Annotated in this window: 16 protein-coding genes; all 16 read right to left on the bottom strand. The window is 53.7% G+C overall.

Annotation, left to right across the window (positions count from 1 at the left end):
- Positions 1-147: 147 nt before the first annotated feature.
- The gene (locus PMI34_RS28035) at positions 148-2,115 is read right to left on the bottom strand and encodes a hypothetical protein (protein WP_008048942.1); all 1,968 of its coding nucleotides are present in this window, start codon (positions 2,113-2,115) and stop codon (positions 148-150) included.
- On the bottom strand, positions 2,105-2,515 hold the full coding sequence (locus PMI34_RS28755) for a hypothetical protein (protein ID WP_177318802.1): 411 nt from the start codon (positions 2,513-2,515) through the stop codon (positions 2,105-2,107). The genes PMI34_RS28035 and PMI34_RS28755 overlap by 11 nt, the downstream gene beginning before the upstream one ends.
- The gene (locus tag PMI34_RS28030) at positions 2,496-4,106 is read right to left on the bottom strand and encodes a hypothetical protein (protein WP_008048941.1); all 1,611 of its coding nucleotides are present in this window, start codon (positions 4,104-4,106) and stop codon (positions 2,496-2,498) included. The genes PMI34_RS28755 and PMI34_RS28030 overlap by 20 nt, the downstream gene beginning before the upstream one ends.
- On the bottom strand, positions 4,096-4,908 hold the full coding sequence (locus tag PMI34_RS17650) for a glycosyltransferase family 2 protein (protein WP_032829557.1): 813 nt from the start codon (positions 4,906-4,908) through the stop codon (positions 4,096-4,098). The genes PMI34_RS28030 and PMI34_RS17650 overlap by 11 nt, the downstream gene beginning before the upstream one ends.
- Positions 4,909-4,919: 11 nt before the next feature.
- Positions 4,920-5,276: an SMR family transporter gene (locus PMI34_RS17655; protein WP_032829556.1), complete on the bottom strand. Its 357-nt coding sequence runs from the start codon at positions 5,274-5,276 to the stop codon at positions 4,920-4,922.
- A 2-nt stretch (positions 5,277-5,278) separates the two neighbouring features.
- Positions 5,279-6,115, bottom strand: coding sequence for a sugar phosphate isomerase/epimerase family protein (locus tag PMI34_RS17660; protein ID WP_008048937.1), 837 nt, complete (start codon positions 6,113-6,115; stop codon positions 5,279-5,281).
- The gene (locus PMI34_RS17665) at positions 6,112-6,906 is read right to left on the bottom strand and encodes an NAD(P)-dependent oxidoreductase (RefSeq protein ID WP_008048936.1); all 795 of its coding nucleotides are present in this window, start codon (positions 6,904-6,906) and stop codon (positions 6,112-6,114) included. Before PMI34_RS17665 ends, PMI34_RS17660 begins: the two co-directional genes overlap by 4 nt.
- The gene (locus PMI34_RS17670; protein ID WP_008048935.1) at positions 6,899-8,080 is read right to left on the bottom strand and encodes an NAD(P)/FAD-dependent oxidoreductase; all 1,182 of its coding nucleotides are present in this window, start codon (positions 8,078-8,080) and stop codon (positions 6,899-6,901) included. The genes PMI34_RS17665 and PMI34_RS17670 overlap by 8 nt, the downstream gene beginning before the upstream one ends.
- Entirely contained in the window at positions 8,080-9,105 is a 1,026-nt protein-coding gene (locus tag PMI34_RS17675) for a glycosyltransferase (RefSeq protein ID WP_008048934.1), read from the bottom strand. The genes PMI34_RS17670 and PMI34_RS17675 overlap by 1 nt, the downstream gene beginning before the upstream one ends.
- 187 nt (positions 9,106-9,292) lie before the next feature.
- On the bottom strand, positions 9,293-10,087 hold the full coding sequence (locus PMI34_RS17680) for a DNA adenine methylase (protein WP_008048933.1): 795 nt from the start codon (positions 10,085-10,087) through the stop codon (positions 9,293-9,295).
- 150 nt (positions 10,088-10,237) lie between these two features.
- Positions 10,238-10,780, bottom strand: coding sequence for a lysozyme (locus PMI34_RS17685; RefSeq protein ID WP_008048932.1), 543 nt, complete (start codon positions 10,778-10,780; stop codon positions 10,238-10,240).
- Positions 10,762-11,325, bottom strand: a complete 564-nt coding sequence (locus PMI34_RS17690) for a glycoside hydrolase family 19 protein (protein ID WP_008048930.1) — start codon at positions 11,323-11,325, stop codon at positions 10,762-10,764. The genes PMI34_RS17685 and PMI34_RS17690 overlap by 19 nt, the downstream gene beginning before the upstream one ends.
- 34 nt (positions 11,326-11,359) lie before the next feature.
- Positions 11,360-12,409: a phage late control D family protein gene (locus PMI34_RS17695; protein WP_008048928.1), complete on the bottom strand. Its 1,050-nt coding sequence runs from the start codon at positions 12,407-12,409 to the stop codon at positions 11,360-11,362.
- Between the two features lie 83 nt (positions 12,410-12,492).
- Positions 12,493-12,699 carry a tail protein X gene (locus PMI34_RS17700; protein WP_008048927.1) on the bottom strand — a complete coding sequence of 69 codons (207 nt, stop codon included), beginning with the start codon at positions 12,697-12,699 and terminating at the stop codon, positions 12,493-12,495.
- Positions 12,674-13,519 carry a phage tail protein gene (locus PMI34_RS17705; RefSeq protein WP_008048926.1) on the bottom strand — a complete coding sequence of 282 codons (846 nt, stop codon included), beginning with the start codon at positions 13,517-13,519 and terminating at the stop codon, positions 12,674-12,676. The genes PMI34_RS17700 and PMI34_RS17705 overlap by 26 nt, the downstream gene beginning before the upstream one ends.
- Before the next feature lie 9 nt (positions 13,520-13,528).
- Positions 13,529-16,561 carry a phage tail tape measure protein gene (locus PMI34_RS17710; RefSeq protein WP_008048925.1) on the bottom strand — a complete coding sequence of 1,011 codons (3,033 nt, stop codon included), beginning with the start codon at positions 16,559-16,561 and terminating at the stop codon, positions 13,529-13,531.
- Positions 16,562-16,629: the final 68 nt, after the last annotated feature.

The following is a 16,629-nucleotide window of genomic DNA, read 5'->3' as shown; positions in this document are numbered from 1 at the left end:
CGAGCGTATAGGATTCAAACCTCTTCCGTCTCAATCCTACACTGTCGCATTTCATGTCGCTCATAATTGAAAACCTGCTACAGATTCCCGCGAGAGCGCAAAGCTGTTGCCGTAAAACGCGAGTGAGTATTCACATAACTTTGGACACTAGCGACTGCAACCAAAACTCAAAGAACTCAAAGCAATTGCCAGCACTCTGGGATCGCTACTATTGGCGGCAGTTGCGTTTGGTAGATCAAGATCCAATCTGATAGTATTTTTATCGCTAGCAATTATTCTACCAATATTAATTACACTTTCAAATTTACCGCTCAGCTTCTCTTTATTTGCCTCGACCCCATTTATATAGGCTGAAAGCAGTTGCCCACCTAAAGCCACTCCGCTAATTTTAACAAATGGGTTGCAGCCTTCAGGGATACTGTCTATTTTAAAAAGAACACTTGATCTATACCCTTCGGTCCATACGTGCCCTTCCTCCTTTCTTGACCATCCACTTGAAAGCAAAATTTTATCAGTATCATAACGATAGCTTTCGCCAACAAAAACCGTTGATAGTTTTATATCGGATAATTTTTTAAAAGAGCAAAGATAAGGATTGAGCTGCATATTAGTATGTACCTCTTTGCAGCTGTAGATATCACCTCCAAACAATCTATTTAGATAGTTACTTTTAGATCGAGGATCCACTTTAGAAAACTGTAAAAAATACACTTTTGATTTATCCGATATTTCTACTCCCTTAGGATCAATCGGGATTACATCCCGCCTGGATTCATACCATGGCTGAGAAGGCAAACTCGCGAAACGAATATCTGACGACTTCAATTGCGGAGAAAGATAAGAAAGCCCAGCATCAGCATAGAAAACAACATCTACACTATCTCCACCAATTACATCGATTAAGTCGCTCTTGCAAAATTCATCTTGCCATACTCGCCTACCCCAATTTGGGTACACAGTGACGCAATACAAAAACCATGACGCGGCCATTATCGATAATAGTTTTGGAGAAAAAAATTTTTGTCCAAAAAAAACTGAAACCCCAATTAAAAAAATCACTCCAGACAGCAACTCAAGAACAACAAGATATCGGTATATCCGAAAAATCAAAATCCACGAAAACCATGACACCAAGAAAAAAAACACGATGGTAAATTGTTTTTTTGTGAGAAATCTCTTTCGAAGCGAGGCAGCAACAATTAATGCAATACCAATATACGCCAACAAAAACCTTCCATCTCGAAGTTGTTTGGCTTCAGAAAAGTCAGCAGCAGTCAACCAAACAAACGGAAGCGATAAATAATAAGTGATGTTTTCAAGCTCGAAAGAACCATAAGACTTCCATGCGCTTGGGTAGTATGGCGATCTAAAAATATTGTTCGCCATTGGAAATATGGGGTTTCCAACCGACTCAAAACGTAAGATCATAAACAGGCCATCTGCAAGTAAAAAACCAAACCCAGAGCCTAAACATGCAAAAAATATAAGTTTTATATTAAACTTGCTGCATACGAATATTGTCACCAAGAGTCCAATCACATATGAAAACGCGGTAAGCTTCAAGCCGGCAGCGAAACCAATAAAAATTCCTGCAGCAAAAAAAAACCTGCCGCCCCCTACCTCAATATTTTTCACGACAAGAAAAAGAGCGACCAATACAAATAAAGCTGTTACATGCTCGTTTGTAAATGTTCCAAATAAAGAAACGCTCATCGCGCCTGTGGCACCAATAGCAACAGCCGCAACCGTACTTAGTTTATATTTATCCGCCACAAACGAAAAGCTGGCTAGCAAATAGCAAAAAAGTATCACTAGAGAAAACACTACAGCATGAAAGGTAGCACCCACATACGGATGCACCATAAAAGCCTTATAGTTCACCATATCTATAAGTGGATTTAAATATGTATGAAACTGGGCTACCGCCCCATAATCATATGATGAAAAATTTAAAGCAGCCCAACCTATAAACAAGTGATAGTTATCAGTATCGAAAAACCCATCCATCCCAAGTATGTAGTGCAAAAAAATAGCGTAAAAAAAACCCAGCACCAAGACAAAGAAATAGCTTAATCGCCGCCCCGACCGCGTTACAAAAACTGAATCAATTTGCATTATAAAATCCAAAACATGTTTTCAATAAAATGGTAAAAACTTGAAAATCACCCTTCACACTACTTATCTTGGTCGACACTTCATCTTTTGGGTAACGTCGAACTGTCGCCAACTCTATACAGTGATAGCCCAGCTTCGGCGCACGATAGGAAAGATAAGCCAGTAGTTCGTAAGTCATAAATAAATCACGAGACAGTAAAAATTTTTGATCCAGCAGGAGTTTACGGCTATAGGCGGGAAAACCCTGTGTGGTATCCGTCCATTTAAAACCAGACGAGAAGCTCAACATTGGCGCATGGATAAAACGAATCGCGAAGTCTCGCGATTTAGGGGGGGGCTCGGCCACGCCTCCCGCCCTGAAGCGCGAGGCCTGCACAAAATCAACGTCCCGTTTCAGCACGATAGCTTTCGCCAACGAAAACTGTTGATAGTTTTACATCGGATAATTTTTTAAAAGAGCAAAGATAAGGATTAGATGACATATTAGTATGAATCTCTTTACAGCTGTAGGTATCAGTTCCAAACAAACTATTTAGATAGCTGCTTTTAGATCGAGGATCTACTTTAGAATACTGTAAAAAATACACCTTTGATTTATCCGATATTTCAACTCCCTTAGGATCAATCGGGGTTGCACCTGGTCTGGAGTCATACCATGGTTGAGACCACAAACTCGCGAAACGAATATTTGAAGACTTCAATTGTGGAGAAAGATAAGAAAGTCGTAAATCCGCATAGAAAACAATATCTACGCTATCCTCACCAATTACATCGATTAAGTCGCTCTTGCAAAAATCATCTTGCCATGCTCGCCTATTCCAACCTGGGTACACAGTAACGCAATATAGCAACCACGAAGCTGCCAGTATCGAAAATAGTTTTGGATATAAGTTCTTTTGTCCAAAAAAAACTGAAACCCCAATTAAAAAAACCACTCCAGACAGCAGTTCAAGAACAACAAGGTATCGGTATATCCGAAAAATTAATATCCACGAAAACCATGACACCAGGAAGAAAAGCACTATGGTAAATTGTTTTTTTGTGAGAAATCTTTTTCGAATCGTGGCTGCAACAATTAATGCAAACCCAATATATGCCAACAAAAACCTTCCATCTCGAACACTAATGTTTTCAGAAAAATCAGCAGCAGTCAGCCAAATAAATGGAAGCGATAAATAATAAGTTATTTTTTTAAGTTCAAAAGGACTATAAGAACTCCATGCGTATGGGAAGTATGGCGATTTAAAAATTTCATTTGCCAATGGAAATACGGGATTTCCAACTAACTCAAAACGCAAGATCATGAACAGACCATCTGCAAGTAAAAAACCAAGCCCGGCGCCCACACATGCAAAAATAATAATTTTTAGATTAAACTTGCTGCATACGAATATTGTAACCAAGAGCCCAATTACATATGAAAACGCAGTAAGCTTCAAGCCGGCAGCGAAACCAATAAAGATTCCTGCGGCAAAAAAAAGCCAGCCGCCCCCTACCTCAATATTTTTCACGGTAAGAAAAAGAGCGATCAATACAAATAAAGCCGTTACATGCTCATTTGTAAATGTTCCAAATAAAGAAACGGTCATCGCGCCTGTGGCACCAATAGCAAGAGCTGCAATGGTACTTAGTTTATATTTATCCGCCACAAACGAAAAACCGGCTAGCAAATAGCAAAAAAGTATCGTTAAGGAAAACAAAACAGCATGAAAGGCAGCCCCCACATACGGATGAACCATAAAAGCCTTATAGTTCACCATATCTATAAGCGGATTAAAATATGTATGAAGCTGGGCTACCGCCCCATAATCATATGATGAAAAATTTAAAGCGGCCCAACCTATAAATAAGTGGTAGTTAGCAGTATCAAAAAGCCCATCCATTCCAAGTGTGTAGTGCAAAAAAATAGCATAAAAAAAACCTAGCACCAAGACAAAGAAATAGCTTAATCGCTGCCCCGACTGCGCCACAATAACCGAATCAGTTTTCATTATAAAACCCAAAACATGCTTTCAATAAAACGGCAAGAACTTGAAAGTTACCCTTCACACCACTTATCTTAGTCGGCACTTCACCTTTTGGGTAACGTCGAACTGTCGCAAGTTCTATACAGTGATAGCCCAGCTTGGGTGCACGATAAGACAGATAAGCCAGCAGCTCGTAAGTCATAAATACATCACGAAACAATGCGATTTTTTGGTCCAGCAACAGTTTACGGCTATAGGCGCGAAAACCTTGTGTGGTATCCGTCCATTTAAAACCAGACGAGATACTCAACATTGGAGCATGGATAAAACGAATCGCGAAGTCTCGCGATTTAGGGGTGTTCTCGGCCACACCTCCCGCGACGAAGCGCGAGGCCTGCACAAAATCAACGCCCTGTTTCAGCGCGTCAATAAAGCGCGATATCGCTTCAGGATCATCCTTGTCGTTACCATCAATGGTCACGACCCCCTCATAGCCATGATCGAGTGCAAAGGCATAAGCGCAACGAAGCTGGGCGCTGAGTTTCCCGGGGGCCGTCTTGACCAGCAACCCTCGCACGCCGACCAGCTGTAACGCTTGCAACTCCAGCGAGCCATCCGTGGTGCCGCCATCGACAATGATGATGTCGGCAATATTTTCGATTTTGAGCGCCGCCATTCTGGCCAGGAGGCTCTTGATGCGTTCACCCTCATTGATGACAGGGATCACCACGCACCAAGAGTGCTGACGGCCAAGCCAGAGTCGCGTGTCAAAGGAGGGTACTTGCCACGTTTCGCGGGCAGCAGGAGCAATATCAGAAGAGGTCATCATGTTTACCATCAAGCCACGCGAGCTGTGATCAGCCCTACGCCGGCAATTACCAGTACGATCCCTGCCCCTGTAGTCCAGTGGAAGGATTCACGAAAAAATACGACCGAAAACAGGGCGACAGTCGCCACCGCTCCGGCGGTCAGAACGGGGTGTGCCACATTCAGCGGGAGACGCGCCAAGGCAGCGGCATAGAGCAGAAAAGCCGCACCGTATAGCCCAAGCCCCAGCCAAAATGGCCAATTACTCAACGCCGCCATGGGGTCGCTGGGGGAGGGAAACTTGCGCGGGGGCATCATGGCCATCTTCACCAGAACACTGGCGGAAGCATTGGAGAGAATGCCGAGAATGAGGATAAGCCACTTCATGCTCATACGCTCACCTCAACACCTGCCCTGCGGTAATGCTGCGTCGCCACCTGAAGGGCTCGTTCAATCGACACCACATGCGCCTCATCCTTGGTTGCCACCATCTCGATGGAGACCACATGGGTGGGCAGGTACTGCAACAGGGCGGCAGCCATTTGTCCATGCTCAGTACCACCATCGCCCAAAGGCAACAGGTCGGGTTCGCTGGCATGTACATGCCCAATCAGCTCGGCACAGTCGTGCAAGACCACCAGAGAACTTTCTCCGTTAATAGTGATCGCACCGGTGTCTAGCTGCATCTGGATGGCTGGATGCGCGACGCATTTCACCACCTGAGCGGTCTCCGCACTGGTGGTCATAAAATTAGCGCCGTAACAGGTAGGATTGGGCTCAAGACAGATAGTCACCCCGGAAGCCTGAGCGATATCCCCTAACTGCCGGAAAAAAGGAATCGCCATGTCCAAAGCCTCTTGATCATTCAACCCACTGCGATCACGATTCTTCGGTGAGCCAAAGACCACCCGAGTCGCCCCCAGGCCAGCGCCGATACGACATACCGCCGCCAAATGCGTTAGCAGGGCCGCCTGGCTTTCAGCGGAGCCAAAGAGATTCAGCCCCGTGGTGCCGAACAACAACGCTTGCATGCCGGTGATCTCAATCCCGCGTTCAGCCCACCAGTCTTTGACTTGAGCAATATCCCCATTCGTAGCTTTGGTGGGTTCTGGAAAATACTTACCAGGTGCGACATCTATGGCATCAACCGCAAACCGCTGAAGCAGCGTCGCAACCGCTTCATCTTCGGCGGTGTCCCACGCAATATTGGAAATCGCCAACCTCATGCGCTCATCCCCGCATCGGCTTTAATCGTGAGCGGCTCAGACTGCGCGTAGGCCCTAACCGCCAGGATCGTTTCGCGGGCGCTGTATTGATAGCCACCCGACACACCAAATACTTGGGCGTGCTTGGTCTGCAGATCATAGGTCGCAGCGGGGTTGGCCAAGGTATGGGTGAAGGATTTACCGAACCCCTGCTGGGAAATATCCGCCACACTAACGGGCTCTGCCGTGAGGTGAACCAATTTCAAACCGGCATTGAGTGCCGTTTGAATGTCATACCAAAGGTTAACCATCGGGTAGAACTGGAACACCCCCCGGCTATCAATGGCCTGTAGGTTGTTGTCATTCAGAAAATCGAAGATGACGTTCTTGCGCAGACCTGGGCCAACCAACCCTGGCAGACGAACAATCAGGTGGCTCGGGAAATGCTCTTCGACGAATGTCTCCAGCAATCGACGATGCAGACCATAGGCATGCAGACCCGACTCATCGACCGGGGTGTCCTCGTCAACGCCTATAGGACTCTTAAAGACATCCACCGTACTGATCAAAATAAAGGTTTTGCACTGGATGGTTTTAAGGTGTGCGATCAGCTCCTCAATTTTTTGTCGATCCGCTACTGGCTCCAGGTTGGCGATCCACTTCTGCGCCGGAGCACCGGCACACACTACCGTCTCGAAGGATTGATTATCGATATTGCCAATATTGGTTGAGCGATAAAGCGATGTGAAATTTTCCTGTTTAAGAAGGGTGCCGCCCACGTAACCCGAATAACCAATAAGCGAATTAAACATTCACCTCTCCAAATGTAGATTTTTCTTGATCATCGATGCCGATAATGTTTTCAGCTTCAAGCGTTTCAAGAACGTCATAAATATTGTCAATTTTACCGCCAAGCACCGAATAACAGCCTTGCAACTCTGCGTGCCTCTCAAAAAGGATCGGCCTTCCGTCATCGCCCTCGTTCTTGACCAAAACGGTTTTAATCTCGAATAACGAGTCGATGTGCTTGGCTTTCAATACTTCAGGAATATACCGCCCAACATCTCTAACCATCCGATCCACGCGGGTATCGCGTTCGTAATGGCGCAGTTTTTCGTAAGGGTCAACACCTGGCTGGTCATTCCAGTGCATGTGCGGCGTATAGCGAACATGGGACAAGGTATGCAGTCCGCGCGCGGGAAAAGGCATCATTGAGAAGAACGGACCATCCATCACCGTGATACCCAACCCATTGAGTGATTCGGGCATCTGCATCAGGGCCATTTCCGTAATTTCTTGCTTAAGACCGACACTAACACCGGGGAAATCGCCCTTAATCTGATTAAGGCCGCTATAGGTGCAGTTGAATACATAGCGACAGCTGATTACTTCCTGGCTCCCCTGCTTCATCTCGGCCACAACCTGCAATGGCAGCTGTGCCCCTTTCAAGATCGCGGTCACCCGTGTTTGATAGCGGACCTGCACCCCGCTTTCTTTCAGCTCGCGCTCTGCCCAGCTCGCGAGCTGTGTGGTGTCGAACGCATATTCTCCGACCAGGTACACATCTTCGATCAGACGGGGTTCAAATAAGGCCCGCAATACAGGATCTGCTGGCTGGAAATCCGCCCCAATTTCCCGACAAAAGCGTTCGAACTGTTTGGCCGTGACTTTCGAGTTTCGCCGGGCAATAGCGTAGAGCTTGGTGAAGTCTTGCTTCACAGCGAGTGGCCAGTCCCGTACAAATTTTGGTAGGTTTACCCGACTTCGATAAGCGGTCGTGAAACTGCGTGGGTAGTGATAGCCGTTATGCACACGCGCCTGATTGTTGTAAGAGGCACGCATCAGCAGCGCCGGTTCACGCTCAATCAGCAGGATGCGCTTAAGGCCACGTTGCTTGGCCAAATACACAGCGATAGCCGCACCGTAGAACCCCCCCCCAATTATCACGGCATCCTGACTGGGTTGGCTTGTATCGAGGCGCAACATCAGAAAACACGTTCAATGGTCGGGGGTTTCGCCTTGGCTGGATCTGACACAACCTCTTCGATGTTCAGCTTTTCAAGCCGAGTCATGCGGGCACTGGTGAACTCTTGGCCTACATGATAAAGCGGGCCCTCATTCGACAGGCTTGCCATATTCAGAATGTATTCGCCTAATACCAGCAGAACGAGTGAGATCAGAAAGAACATGCCCGAGTGTTGCAGCGAAAAGCTGATCCAGCCTGGCGCAACATCGGTTTTTAAAATGCCAACCGCGACTACATAAACGCAGTACACCAGGTTGGCAACGGCACCAAACAGGGAGAGCGAGGTCACCAAACGCATCGGCGCACGCGTGGTCGAGACCAGCAAGCGCATGCCACGGTCGATGCTCTCGCCCAATCGCTTGGGCCGAGATGCCTGCGGCGCGGAACTGTAGTTCAGGTAAGCACGTGCGAATCCACCCGTTGCAGGAAGGTGCCTATAGGTCATCGCCGGCTGTGGATGCTGCAGGATGAAATTGATCACCCGCTTGCTTAGAATGCGGTATTGCGGCGCCTCTTTGGCCAGATGGACCCCATTGAAGCGATTGTAGAGGCTATGAAACACGGCGTTAGCCCCACGATAAGCAAGACTCTGAGCGGGCTTTTGCGCATTATTAGCAAACACCACATCAGCACCGCTGACCGCCTCATCGAGCATATTAGGGACAAAGCCAATGTCATCGGCCAACGGATCGACAACGACAACGAAATCACCAAGCGCATTCTCCAGCCCAACCCACGAGGCGGTATCCGCATCTACCTCTTTGGTCAGGGCATACACTTGTAAGTTGGCCAAACCATTTTCAGCTGTCAGCCGCTTCAACACTAAAATGCTGTCGTCATCTGAGGCGTTATCCACCACAATCAATTCATAATCATCGACGATGTCCGCAATGACAGCCACCGCATCAGACAGGATACCTTCAATACTTGCTGACTGGTTTCGCACTACAAACACGGCAGACAAAAAACAGGGAAACAAGGGCATTTTTTGTACTCTTAAAATGAATTACTTAAAGTCTTGCCCTGTTAAAATAGAAAGCGGAGCCATTCCGAGCAAAAATGGCTTCCACTTTATCGATGGCGTGGTCAAATGGCCAGCTTTATTTAGTCTCATAGTGACATCATTGCGAGCTTGACCCTAGTGTTCTAGCTAGGAAAATACCAAGGGACACTCAGAACAAACCACCCAACGCCGCCGGCTCCCAGTTCATGATTACCAGTTCCCCGCTCACCTCGACTTTCCCTTTCCGCTGATTGGTGTTGCAGTAGCGGATGTCTAGCGTTTCAAAGTGCAATCCCTCGAACACCCGACGGATGTCCGGATGGTCGTTGATGCTCACCATCACCTTGCCTTTGCAACGGCGCATGAAGTCGGCCATCCGTTCGTAGTTTTCGAACGGGAAATCCACACCGTAGCCGGCGGTCTGCCAGTACGGCGGATCCATGTAGTGAAAGGTATGGGCACGGTCGTAGCGTTCCGCGCATTCGAGCCAGGGTAAGTTTTCGACGTAGGTGCCAGACAACCGTTGCCAGGCGGCCGAGAGGTTTTCCTCGATCCGCAGCAGGTTGATGGCCGGGCCGGTGGTCGCGGTACCGAAGGTCTGCCCGGACACCTTGCCAGCGAAGGCATGGTGCTGCAGGTAGAAGAATCGCGCGGCGCGCTGAATGTCGGTGAGGGTTTCGGGGCGGGTCATCTTCTGCCACTCGAACACCTGGCGCGAGCTGAGCGCCCATTTGAATTGGCGCACAAACTCTTCGAGGTGGTTCTGCACGACACGGTACAGCGTCACCAAGTCGCCATTAATGTCGTTGAGGACTTCAACGGGCGCGGCCTGGGGGCGCATGAAGTACAGCGCGGCACCGCCGGCAAAGACTTCGACGTAGCATTCGTGTGGCGGGAAAAGAGGAATGAGGCGGTCGGCCAGGCGGCGTTTGCCGCCCATCCAAGGGATGATGGGTGTAGACATAAATAGCAAGACCTTTACTGTATGAATAAACAGGTGCTAGGCTCGCCGCGCTTCGTGCACGGAGTAAGAGCCTTGGCTGGACTTGCAGGGACGTTCTGCAGGGACGGCGGCCGGGCTGGATGTTGACGCATCCAGACCGGTCGCTCTTTTTCACTTCGGTGTTGAGACTTCTTTGGCGTAGGCCTGACAGGCCGCCAAGGCGATCAGTCCTTGGTCGCCGGCATCGGTGATGCCGATAACTCGTTGAGCATGCGCTGGGTCAAGTTGGGCTCTTGTGGGGCCATAAACCATACTGCCGGTGACGGTGGTGGCTGGCATTGCGCAGCCGCTGGCTGAATCGGTGGCGGCGAGTAGGACTGACAGGCGCACATCAGCAGTGGCAAGGCGGTCGCGCAGGCGACCTTGATCACGTTGGGCATCGCTCAGGGCTCGGTAATGAGTTTGTTCGCTGGCGGAAAGCCGCTGCTCCAGGGCCAGGCGCTTGTCATTCTCGGCACGCTGTTGTGCAGCCGCGGCCAGGGCCAGTTGGTTGAGGGTCTCGGCGTATAGTCGAGCCTGTTCGGCAAATTGCTTACCGTAGCGCCAGTCCTGAACCTGCCAGGCCATCGCAGCTGCACCACCCGCGACGGCGACCAATAGGCTGCCGACTACCAACACTCGATACGGCGCTGGGATCAGGTCGGCGAGACGCATAACACCGCCCTCGCCCGCTCCCACAGCAGCAGCCGATCCGCCAGGCCGTTGAGGCCGCCGTTGATCTTGCGGGTGATCGCCTCGAACTCGTCCCGATCGGCCAGCGCGTTCAGTTCACGGATCCACCAGAACCACGCGGCGGATTCGGCCGCCCATTGCGGTTGCTCGAGCAGTTCAGGAATGCGCAGCAGGCGCTCGTCCCCGAACAGCGCCAGGCTGCAGCGCAGGTAGTTACTGTGGCCGGTGACCTGGATCAAGCCGCGACCGCGATAACGCTGGCCATCCCCATCCACTTCCGGGGTGTTGCCTAGCCGCACGGCCAGATTGCCGGAGTCGTATTTGCTCAGGTACTGATCGCCACCCAGTTCACGCACGTACTGCAGTTGACCGGATTCGTGCCCGACCTGCGCGAGGAACGCGGCCTGACGTTTCGGCGTGTTGATTTGCCGGTGGACCATGGCTGCGTTTAGCGCGGATACAAAAACGCCCGCTTGGCGGCGGGCGTTGGGCATGATGCATTGGAGTTGTTGCTCAGTTAACGGCATTCGCTTGCTCCTATAGCTGTGACGGAGGACGCTGCTATTGATTCAGCTGCACGACCTTCAGGTCTTGAGCTGGTTTTTTCTTCCTGCCTTTGGCCTTGGCTTTGCCCTGCTTGCCGCCGTTGCACTCCACGGTGGTCGACCAGCCGGACTGGGTGTAAACCTGTTCGACCGAATCGGTCAGGTACTCACCGTCGAGCCCATCCTTGAAGCCCTGGGCATTGATCGACCGCTCGGCGAAGATGTCCGTGCGCCCGGGCATCTCCAGACGCACACCGGCACCGGAGCGATTGAACGCGGCCAAGCGGGCCTTGGCCGCCGCCTCGGCAGCGGTTCTGTTGGGATAGATATGCCGGTCGGTGTGCACCGCCGGCAGACCATCGGGCACGTCATCGTTGTCCAGGGAGACCACCACGAGCTTCCCGTTTTTCTTGTCCTGATGTTTGGTTGCTACCGCCTTGTGTGCATTGCGATCGCCCAGACGAAACTGCCAGCGGCTGACATCGCTGCGTGTCAGGGTGATGGTGCCGAAGGCCTTACCGCTGGCGCTCTGACCACCTTGGCGCGGCATCACCAGCAGCTTGCCCTCGGCCACCTTGGCGGTGCAGTCGTACTGTTTGGCCAGGCGGGTGAGGAAATTGAAATCGGACTCGTTGAGCTGATCCGCCCGGACCACCTTGGTCGACACCGGACACCCCGGCTGCCAGCCGTTGCGGGCAGCAATGTCGGTCACGATGGTCGACAACGGCACGTTTTCCCAACTGCCACTGCGGACGGTCTTGCCGGTGCCGCGCATGTCACTGGCCTTGCCCTTGATCACCAACGTGTCCGGCGGTCCCGAGACCTCGACCTCATCGACCACGTAACGCCCCAGGCGGGCCAGCGACGTTTCGGCGTAGCCCATGTAGATTTCGATAAAACCGCCACGCCGAGGCAGTCCAACCTGGCGGGCACGGTCATCGATGCGTAATTCGAACTCGTCGGACTCCATGCCGGGCTTGTCAGAGGTTCGCAGCAACAACAACCGATCATCGATCAGGGCTGTGATATCAGCGCCATCGGCAACGATGCGAAACGTAGGAGTCATGGAAATTTTCCAAAAAAAAAACCCGCACAAGGCGGGTATGAAAGTAAGGAGCTTGAGTTATCAAGCGCCACGAGTGTAGACCATCAATCCCAGAGCGTGACCTGCTCCTGTACCGGTGTCGCCAGATCCGGCAGCGTGATCACCACGCCGGCGCGATAGGGTTGCGGCTCATCGGCCAGGCCCTGATTGGCATCCAGCACCGCTTCGACACTGCCCGTCAGGTGGCCATAAAAGTTATGGCAGATGCTGTCCAATAGATCGCCGTCAGACGTTCTGCATGTCGTCGCCATAGCGCACAAACTCCAGAGTGAATCCTTGTTTACGCGGAATCCCGCCATGCATCAGTGCGCCCTGCTCTTCCGAGATGGTCTTCAGGCACCAGGTGCCCATGACATCGCCGTACCCGGTGGTCAGGGTTAACGGCTTCAACTGAGCACCAATGCTGCGCAAGGTGTCGAGTTGCTTCAGCCCGCCCTTAAAGCCCGGGTAAATCGTACCTTTCAAGGTGATTTTCTCTTCACCAATGCCCACCGCCTGCTGCGCCGGCCGACGCGACAGGCGCTCTTGCGAGGCCCAGCGAAACTCGGTCGACCGCGACAGTTCGTCGAAGGCAGCCGTGTCCAGGTTGAAGTAGTACGGCTGGGCCTTGGGATCCTGCGGCTGAATGATCAGCAGGTGTGGGAACGGCTTCACCGCTTCCGGCGCCGGCGTGGCATCGGTGGCAAACGCACTGGTGGGCATGATGTTGGCTAGCGACGGGCTGACCTTGCCGGCGATCTTGTTGATCGCCGTCGCCGCCTTGCCCGCCTGCTCCTTCAGCGTGCCCATGCGCTCCTGCACTTCTGCGGCAGCCCGGGTAGCCCGCCCGTAGGTGGCCACCACCTGGCCAACTTTGGCTTGCGCCGCATTCACGCCGCGCATTACCCGCTGCAGCTTGGCGCCGATTGCCGGCCCCACGAACGGAATATTCTCCAGCTCGGACGCGGCACCGGTAATTTCACTGATCGCACCGTTGACTGGGCCGAGCATGCCGTCCGCACTGCGGCGTCCGGACTCCCCGGCTTCGACCAGGTACTTGAGGCCGGCCTGCAATTGCTCCATGTAAGCCATGGGGTCTCCTTACAAGTGGGGTTCATCGAACAACTGGCTCGACGCGTTCTGTTTCGCGGCGTCGGCCATCATTCGCTGCATGTGCGGCATCAGGTCCTGGGCCAGACGCTGTGGATCTTTGACGTCACCTTGCACCGTGACCGGCATGCTCAGTGAGTACTGGAACTGCTGATCCACTTTGGTGGGTGCCGGTTTCTCTGGCTCTTTGGGCTGGATCGCCACCGTCGCTGGTTTGACCGGCGCCGGTGTTGCCAGTGCACGGGCGACGTCACCCAAGGCTGGGTTGGGTGGTGTGGAACTGGACGCCATCAGCAGCGCGCCGGGCTCGTTCGCCCCGTTGAAAGATCGCCCCATGCTGGCCAAGCTCGGCACCACCGGGCCCGGCCGGGGCGCCACCAACAATGGCGTTGCCGGTGCTGCAGGCTTTTCTTCTTCACCGCCAAACCACGATTTGCCTACGACTCCACCCAGTGCGGTGCCGCCCATGCTGCCCAGGTACGCACCGACCAAGCCGCCAATCGCGGTACCAATGATGGGCACCACCGAACCGATGGCCGCCCCCGCAGCAGCGCCGGCCATGGTGCCGGCCAGCGAACCCGCTGCCGCACCGTAACCTTCGGCTTTTTGATCTTTCGTCTCGGCATTCAGGTAAGTGTCGACGGCCATGCTTCCGGCCTCCAACAGCGAGCCGCCCGGAATCACTTTGCCCAGCTTGCCGACCTTCCCCACCGCCCCCGCCACAGCCGCCACCTTGGCCAGCACGCCACCGGTTGGCGGCAGCGGCACGGGAGGACGCGGCAAGGGAACAGTTGGCCGAGGCACCGGCGCTGGAGCCACAGGCACCGGAGGTCGCAGCGCTGGCCCCCGTGTAGGTGTCGCCTGGGGTTGTAGTAAGACCGTTGGGCGTGGTGCAGATACTGGTGCCGGCGCCCGAGACACAGACATCGGCGGTCGCGGCAATGGTGTTGCCGGTCGAGGCGCGGGTACCGGTGGACGCGACGGACCGCTCGGCCTAGGCGGCGTGGCAACCCGACGCCGCCGCGAGGCATTGCGAGGAGCCCCTCGGCCCCGGCGCCGAGTCTCAATCGGTCCCCCGCCACCGCCGCTCAGGGCCGCCGCGTTCACCACAAACACCTTCTTGACGCTGCCGTCTTCCAGACCGGCTTGCACCTCACCGTCGCCGGTGGCCTCCTTGGCGAGCGACACCACTTTGAGCCCGGTCGCCACCAGATCGAAACCACCGGTTTTCTTACTCGCCTGTCCGTCAGCAGTGTCACTGGCCTCGGGCGAACCCTTGATGGCCGCGACAGCCTTCAATCCTGTCTCGACTAGGGACAGGGCCTTACCCGTTTTGCTTTTGGGCTCTGCCCCCACACCAACGCGATCCCCCTCCAGCGAGTTGGTGACAAAGACCTTCTGCACCTCGCCGGACTTGCCTTTGCCCAGTGTCCCGCGCGCCAGGTTGAGCAATCCCTTGCCGATCTTGAACGAGCTGACCGCCGTCTGCAGCGCGAGTAAACCACCGCCAACCGCAGCAATACCGGTGACCACTCCGGGCGAACGGTCCGCCAGCGTGCTGATGCCCTTGGTAACTTTGGTCAGCGCTTCCGCCACGGTATCCGTCACCGGACGCAAGGCGTCGCCTACACTACGCATGGCATCGTCCATCGACTGCGCCATTTCGGCCCACTTCTGTGACGACGATTCGCGCCGCTCTGCGAGGTTTTTGTCGAGGATGCCTGAGGCTTCGCGCGAGTCGTTTTTCAGCTGGCTGTACAGCGCCTTGTTCTGCAGGTAGGCCGAAAGCGCGGCCTTGACCTGCATGTCGGCGAACAGATCGCCGGTGCGCAAGGCCTCCTCCAGCGACGCCATCATGGCCTTGGCCTTTTCCGGATCCGCCTCCTGGCTGATCTTCGACGTGGCTTCAGCCATCAATGCCGCCCGTTTCGGGTCGGTGGCCTGGATGTACTTCTGCGCCAAGGCCATGCTCGACTCCAGTGTCGACATGCCGTTCTGCAGCCCGGTCTGCATCGAGCCCTTGTAGTCGATGCCGGCCTTTTTGTAGGCCTCCACGGTGTCGGTCGAACCGATCTTGCCCATCCAGTTTTTCAGGTTGTTCGCCGCTTCATCGGCGCCGCCGGCGGTTTTCATCTGCACCTGCAGCATCGCACCCAGCTGCGTCACCGCGTCCATGCCGGTGATGTTCAGGTTGCCCATGTTCGACAACAGCTCGGGGAACCAGCGGGCCATGTCGACCGCCTCGAAGCTGCCGGCCTGCCCCTGAAAAGCGATGGCTTCGAGCGCCTGCTGCATCTGTTTGGCATCGGTGATCTTGGCGTTCTGCCCGAGCGCATTGATCATCTTTGCCGTATCGGCACCGTTCGAGCCCTGGCCCACGGCAAACTTGGCCGCGACCGGGGCATATTCCAGCGCCTTGGCCAGGTCCATACCGGCCCCCACCAATTGATTGACCACGTCGGCGACGTCATTGCGCGCCATGCCGGTATCGCGCGAAGTCTCGATGATCTTCTGCGACACCTGTTTTTCTTTTGGATCGTTGGCAATCCCGGCCTTGATCGCGATGTCACGGACAATGGCCCCGAAGTCGGCACTGACCTTGGTCGCAATGCCCACCGTCGCCACCCCGGCGACGGCCTGACCGACCGTACTTTTCATCCCGGCCTTGCCGGCTTCGATCTGCTGGTAACCCTTTGCCTTGAGTTCCGCCTTGTTCGCGGTCTGCCCCAGCGAGCGGTAGGCCTTGTCCAGCCGACCGACCTCGATACCCTGTTTTTTCAGGCTGTCGAGGTTGGAATTCAGGCGACCCAGCAGCTTGGACGCCCCAGCGGCGCCGCTGTCGTGGGCCTTTTTCCATTCATCGCGCAGGCGAATGGTGTCGCCAATGGTGCGTTGCAGCACCCGCGCCTTGTTGCCTTCCGCTTCCAGGCGCTTGATGCGCCCGGTGACCTCATTGAACGCGGTGCCGACCGTAGGACTGACGGCCCCGCCGATCACCAACCCGAGGGAGAGTTTGTTCGCCATGTCATGGCTCCCCTGTGCAGAGCATTACCGGAAGCGGCTCAATCCGTGAGCCACCAGACCATCTCGGA

The organism is Pseudomonas sp. GM74, assembly GCF_000282455.1.
GTDB lineage: Bacteria > Pseudomonadota > Gammaproteobacteria > Pseudomonadales > Pseudomonadaceae > Aquipseudomonas.
The sequence above is the reverse complement of the archived record's forward strand: the minus strand, read 5'-3'. Positions and strand labels throughout refer to the sequence as shown.

Coding starts and splice junctions, on each gene's coding strand:
- PMI34_RS17695 (WP_008048928.1), bottom strand. CDS start 12,409: ATGACTCCTACGTTTCGCATCGTTGCCGATGGCGCTGATATCACAGCC.
- PMI34_RS17675 (WP_008048934.1), bottom strand. CDS start 9,105: ATGCCCTTGTTTCCCTGTTTTTTGTCTGCCGTGTTTGTAGTGCGAAAC.
- PMI34_RS17660 (WP_008048937.1), bottom strand. CDS start 6,115: ATGAGGTTGGCGATTTCCAATATTGCGTGGGACACCGCCGAAGATGAA.
- PMI34_RS17670 (WP_008048935.1), bottom strand. CDS start 8,080: ATGTTGCGCCTCGATACAAGCCAACCCAGTCAGGATGCCGTGATAATT.
- PMI34_RS17685 (WP_008048932.1), bottom strand. CDS start 10,780: ATGCGTCTCGCCGACCTGATCCCAGCGCCGTATCGAGTGTTGGTAGTC.
- PMI34_RS17665 (WP_008048936.1), bottom strand. CDS start 6,906: ATGTTTAATTCGCTTATTGGTTATTCGGGTTACGTGGGCGGCACCCTT.
- PMI34_RS17680 (WP_008048933.1), bottom strand. CDS start 10,087: ATGTCTACACCCATCATCCCTTGGATGGGCGGCAAACGCCGCCTGGCC.
- PMI34_RS28030 (WP_008048941.1), bottom strand. CDS start 4,106: ATGAAAACTGATTCGGTTATTGTGGCGCAGTCGGGGCAGCGATTAAGC.
- PMI34_RS17710 (WP_008048925.1), bottom strand. CDS start 16,561: ATGGCGAACAAACTCTCCCTCGGGTTGGTGATCGGCGGGGCCGTCAGT.
- PMI34_RS17700 (WP_008048927.1), bottom strand. CDS start 12,699: ATGGCGACGACATGCAGAACGTCTGACGGCGATCTATTGGACAGCATC.
- PMI34_RS17705 (WP_008048926.1), bottom strand. CDS start 13,519: ATGGCTTACATGGAGCAATTGCAGGCCGGCCTCAAGTACCTGGTCGAA.
- PMI34_RS17655 (WP_032829556.1), bottom strand. CDS start 5,276: ATGAAGTGGCTTATCCTCATTCTCGGCATTCTCTCCAATGCTTCCGCC.
- PMI34_RS17650 (WP_032829557.1), bottom strand. CDS start 4,908: ATGACCTCTTCTGATATTGCTCCTGCTGCCCGCGAAACGTGGCAAGTA.
- PMI34_RS28035 (WP_008048942.1), bottom strand. CDS start 2,115: ATGCAAATTGATTCAGTTTTTGTAACGCGGTCGGGGCGGCGATTAAGC.
- PMI34_RS17690 (WP_008048930.1), bottom strand. CDS start 11,325: ATGCCGTTAACTGAGCAACAACTCCAATGCATCATGCCCAACGCCCGC.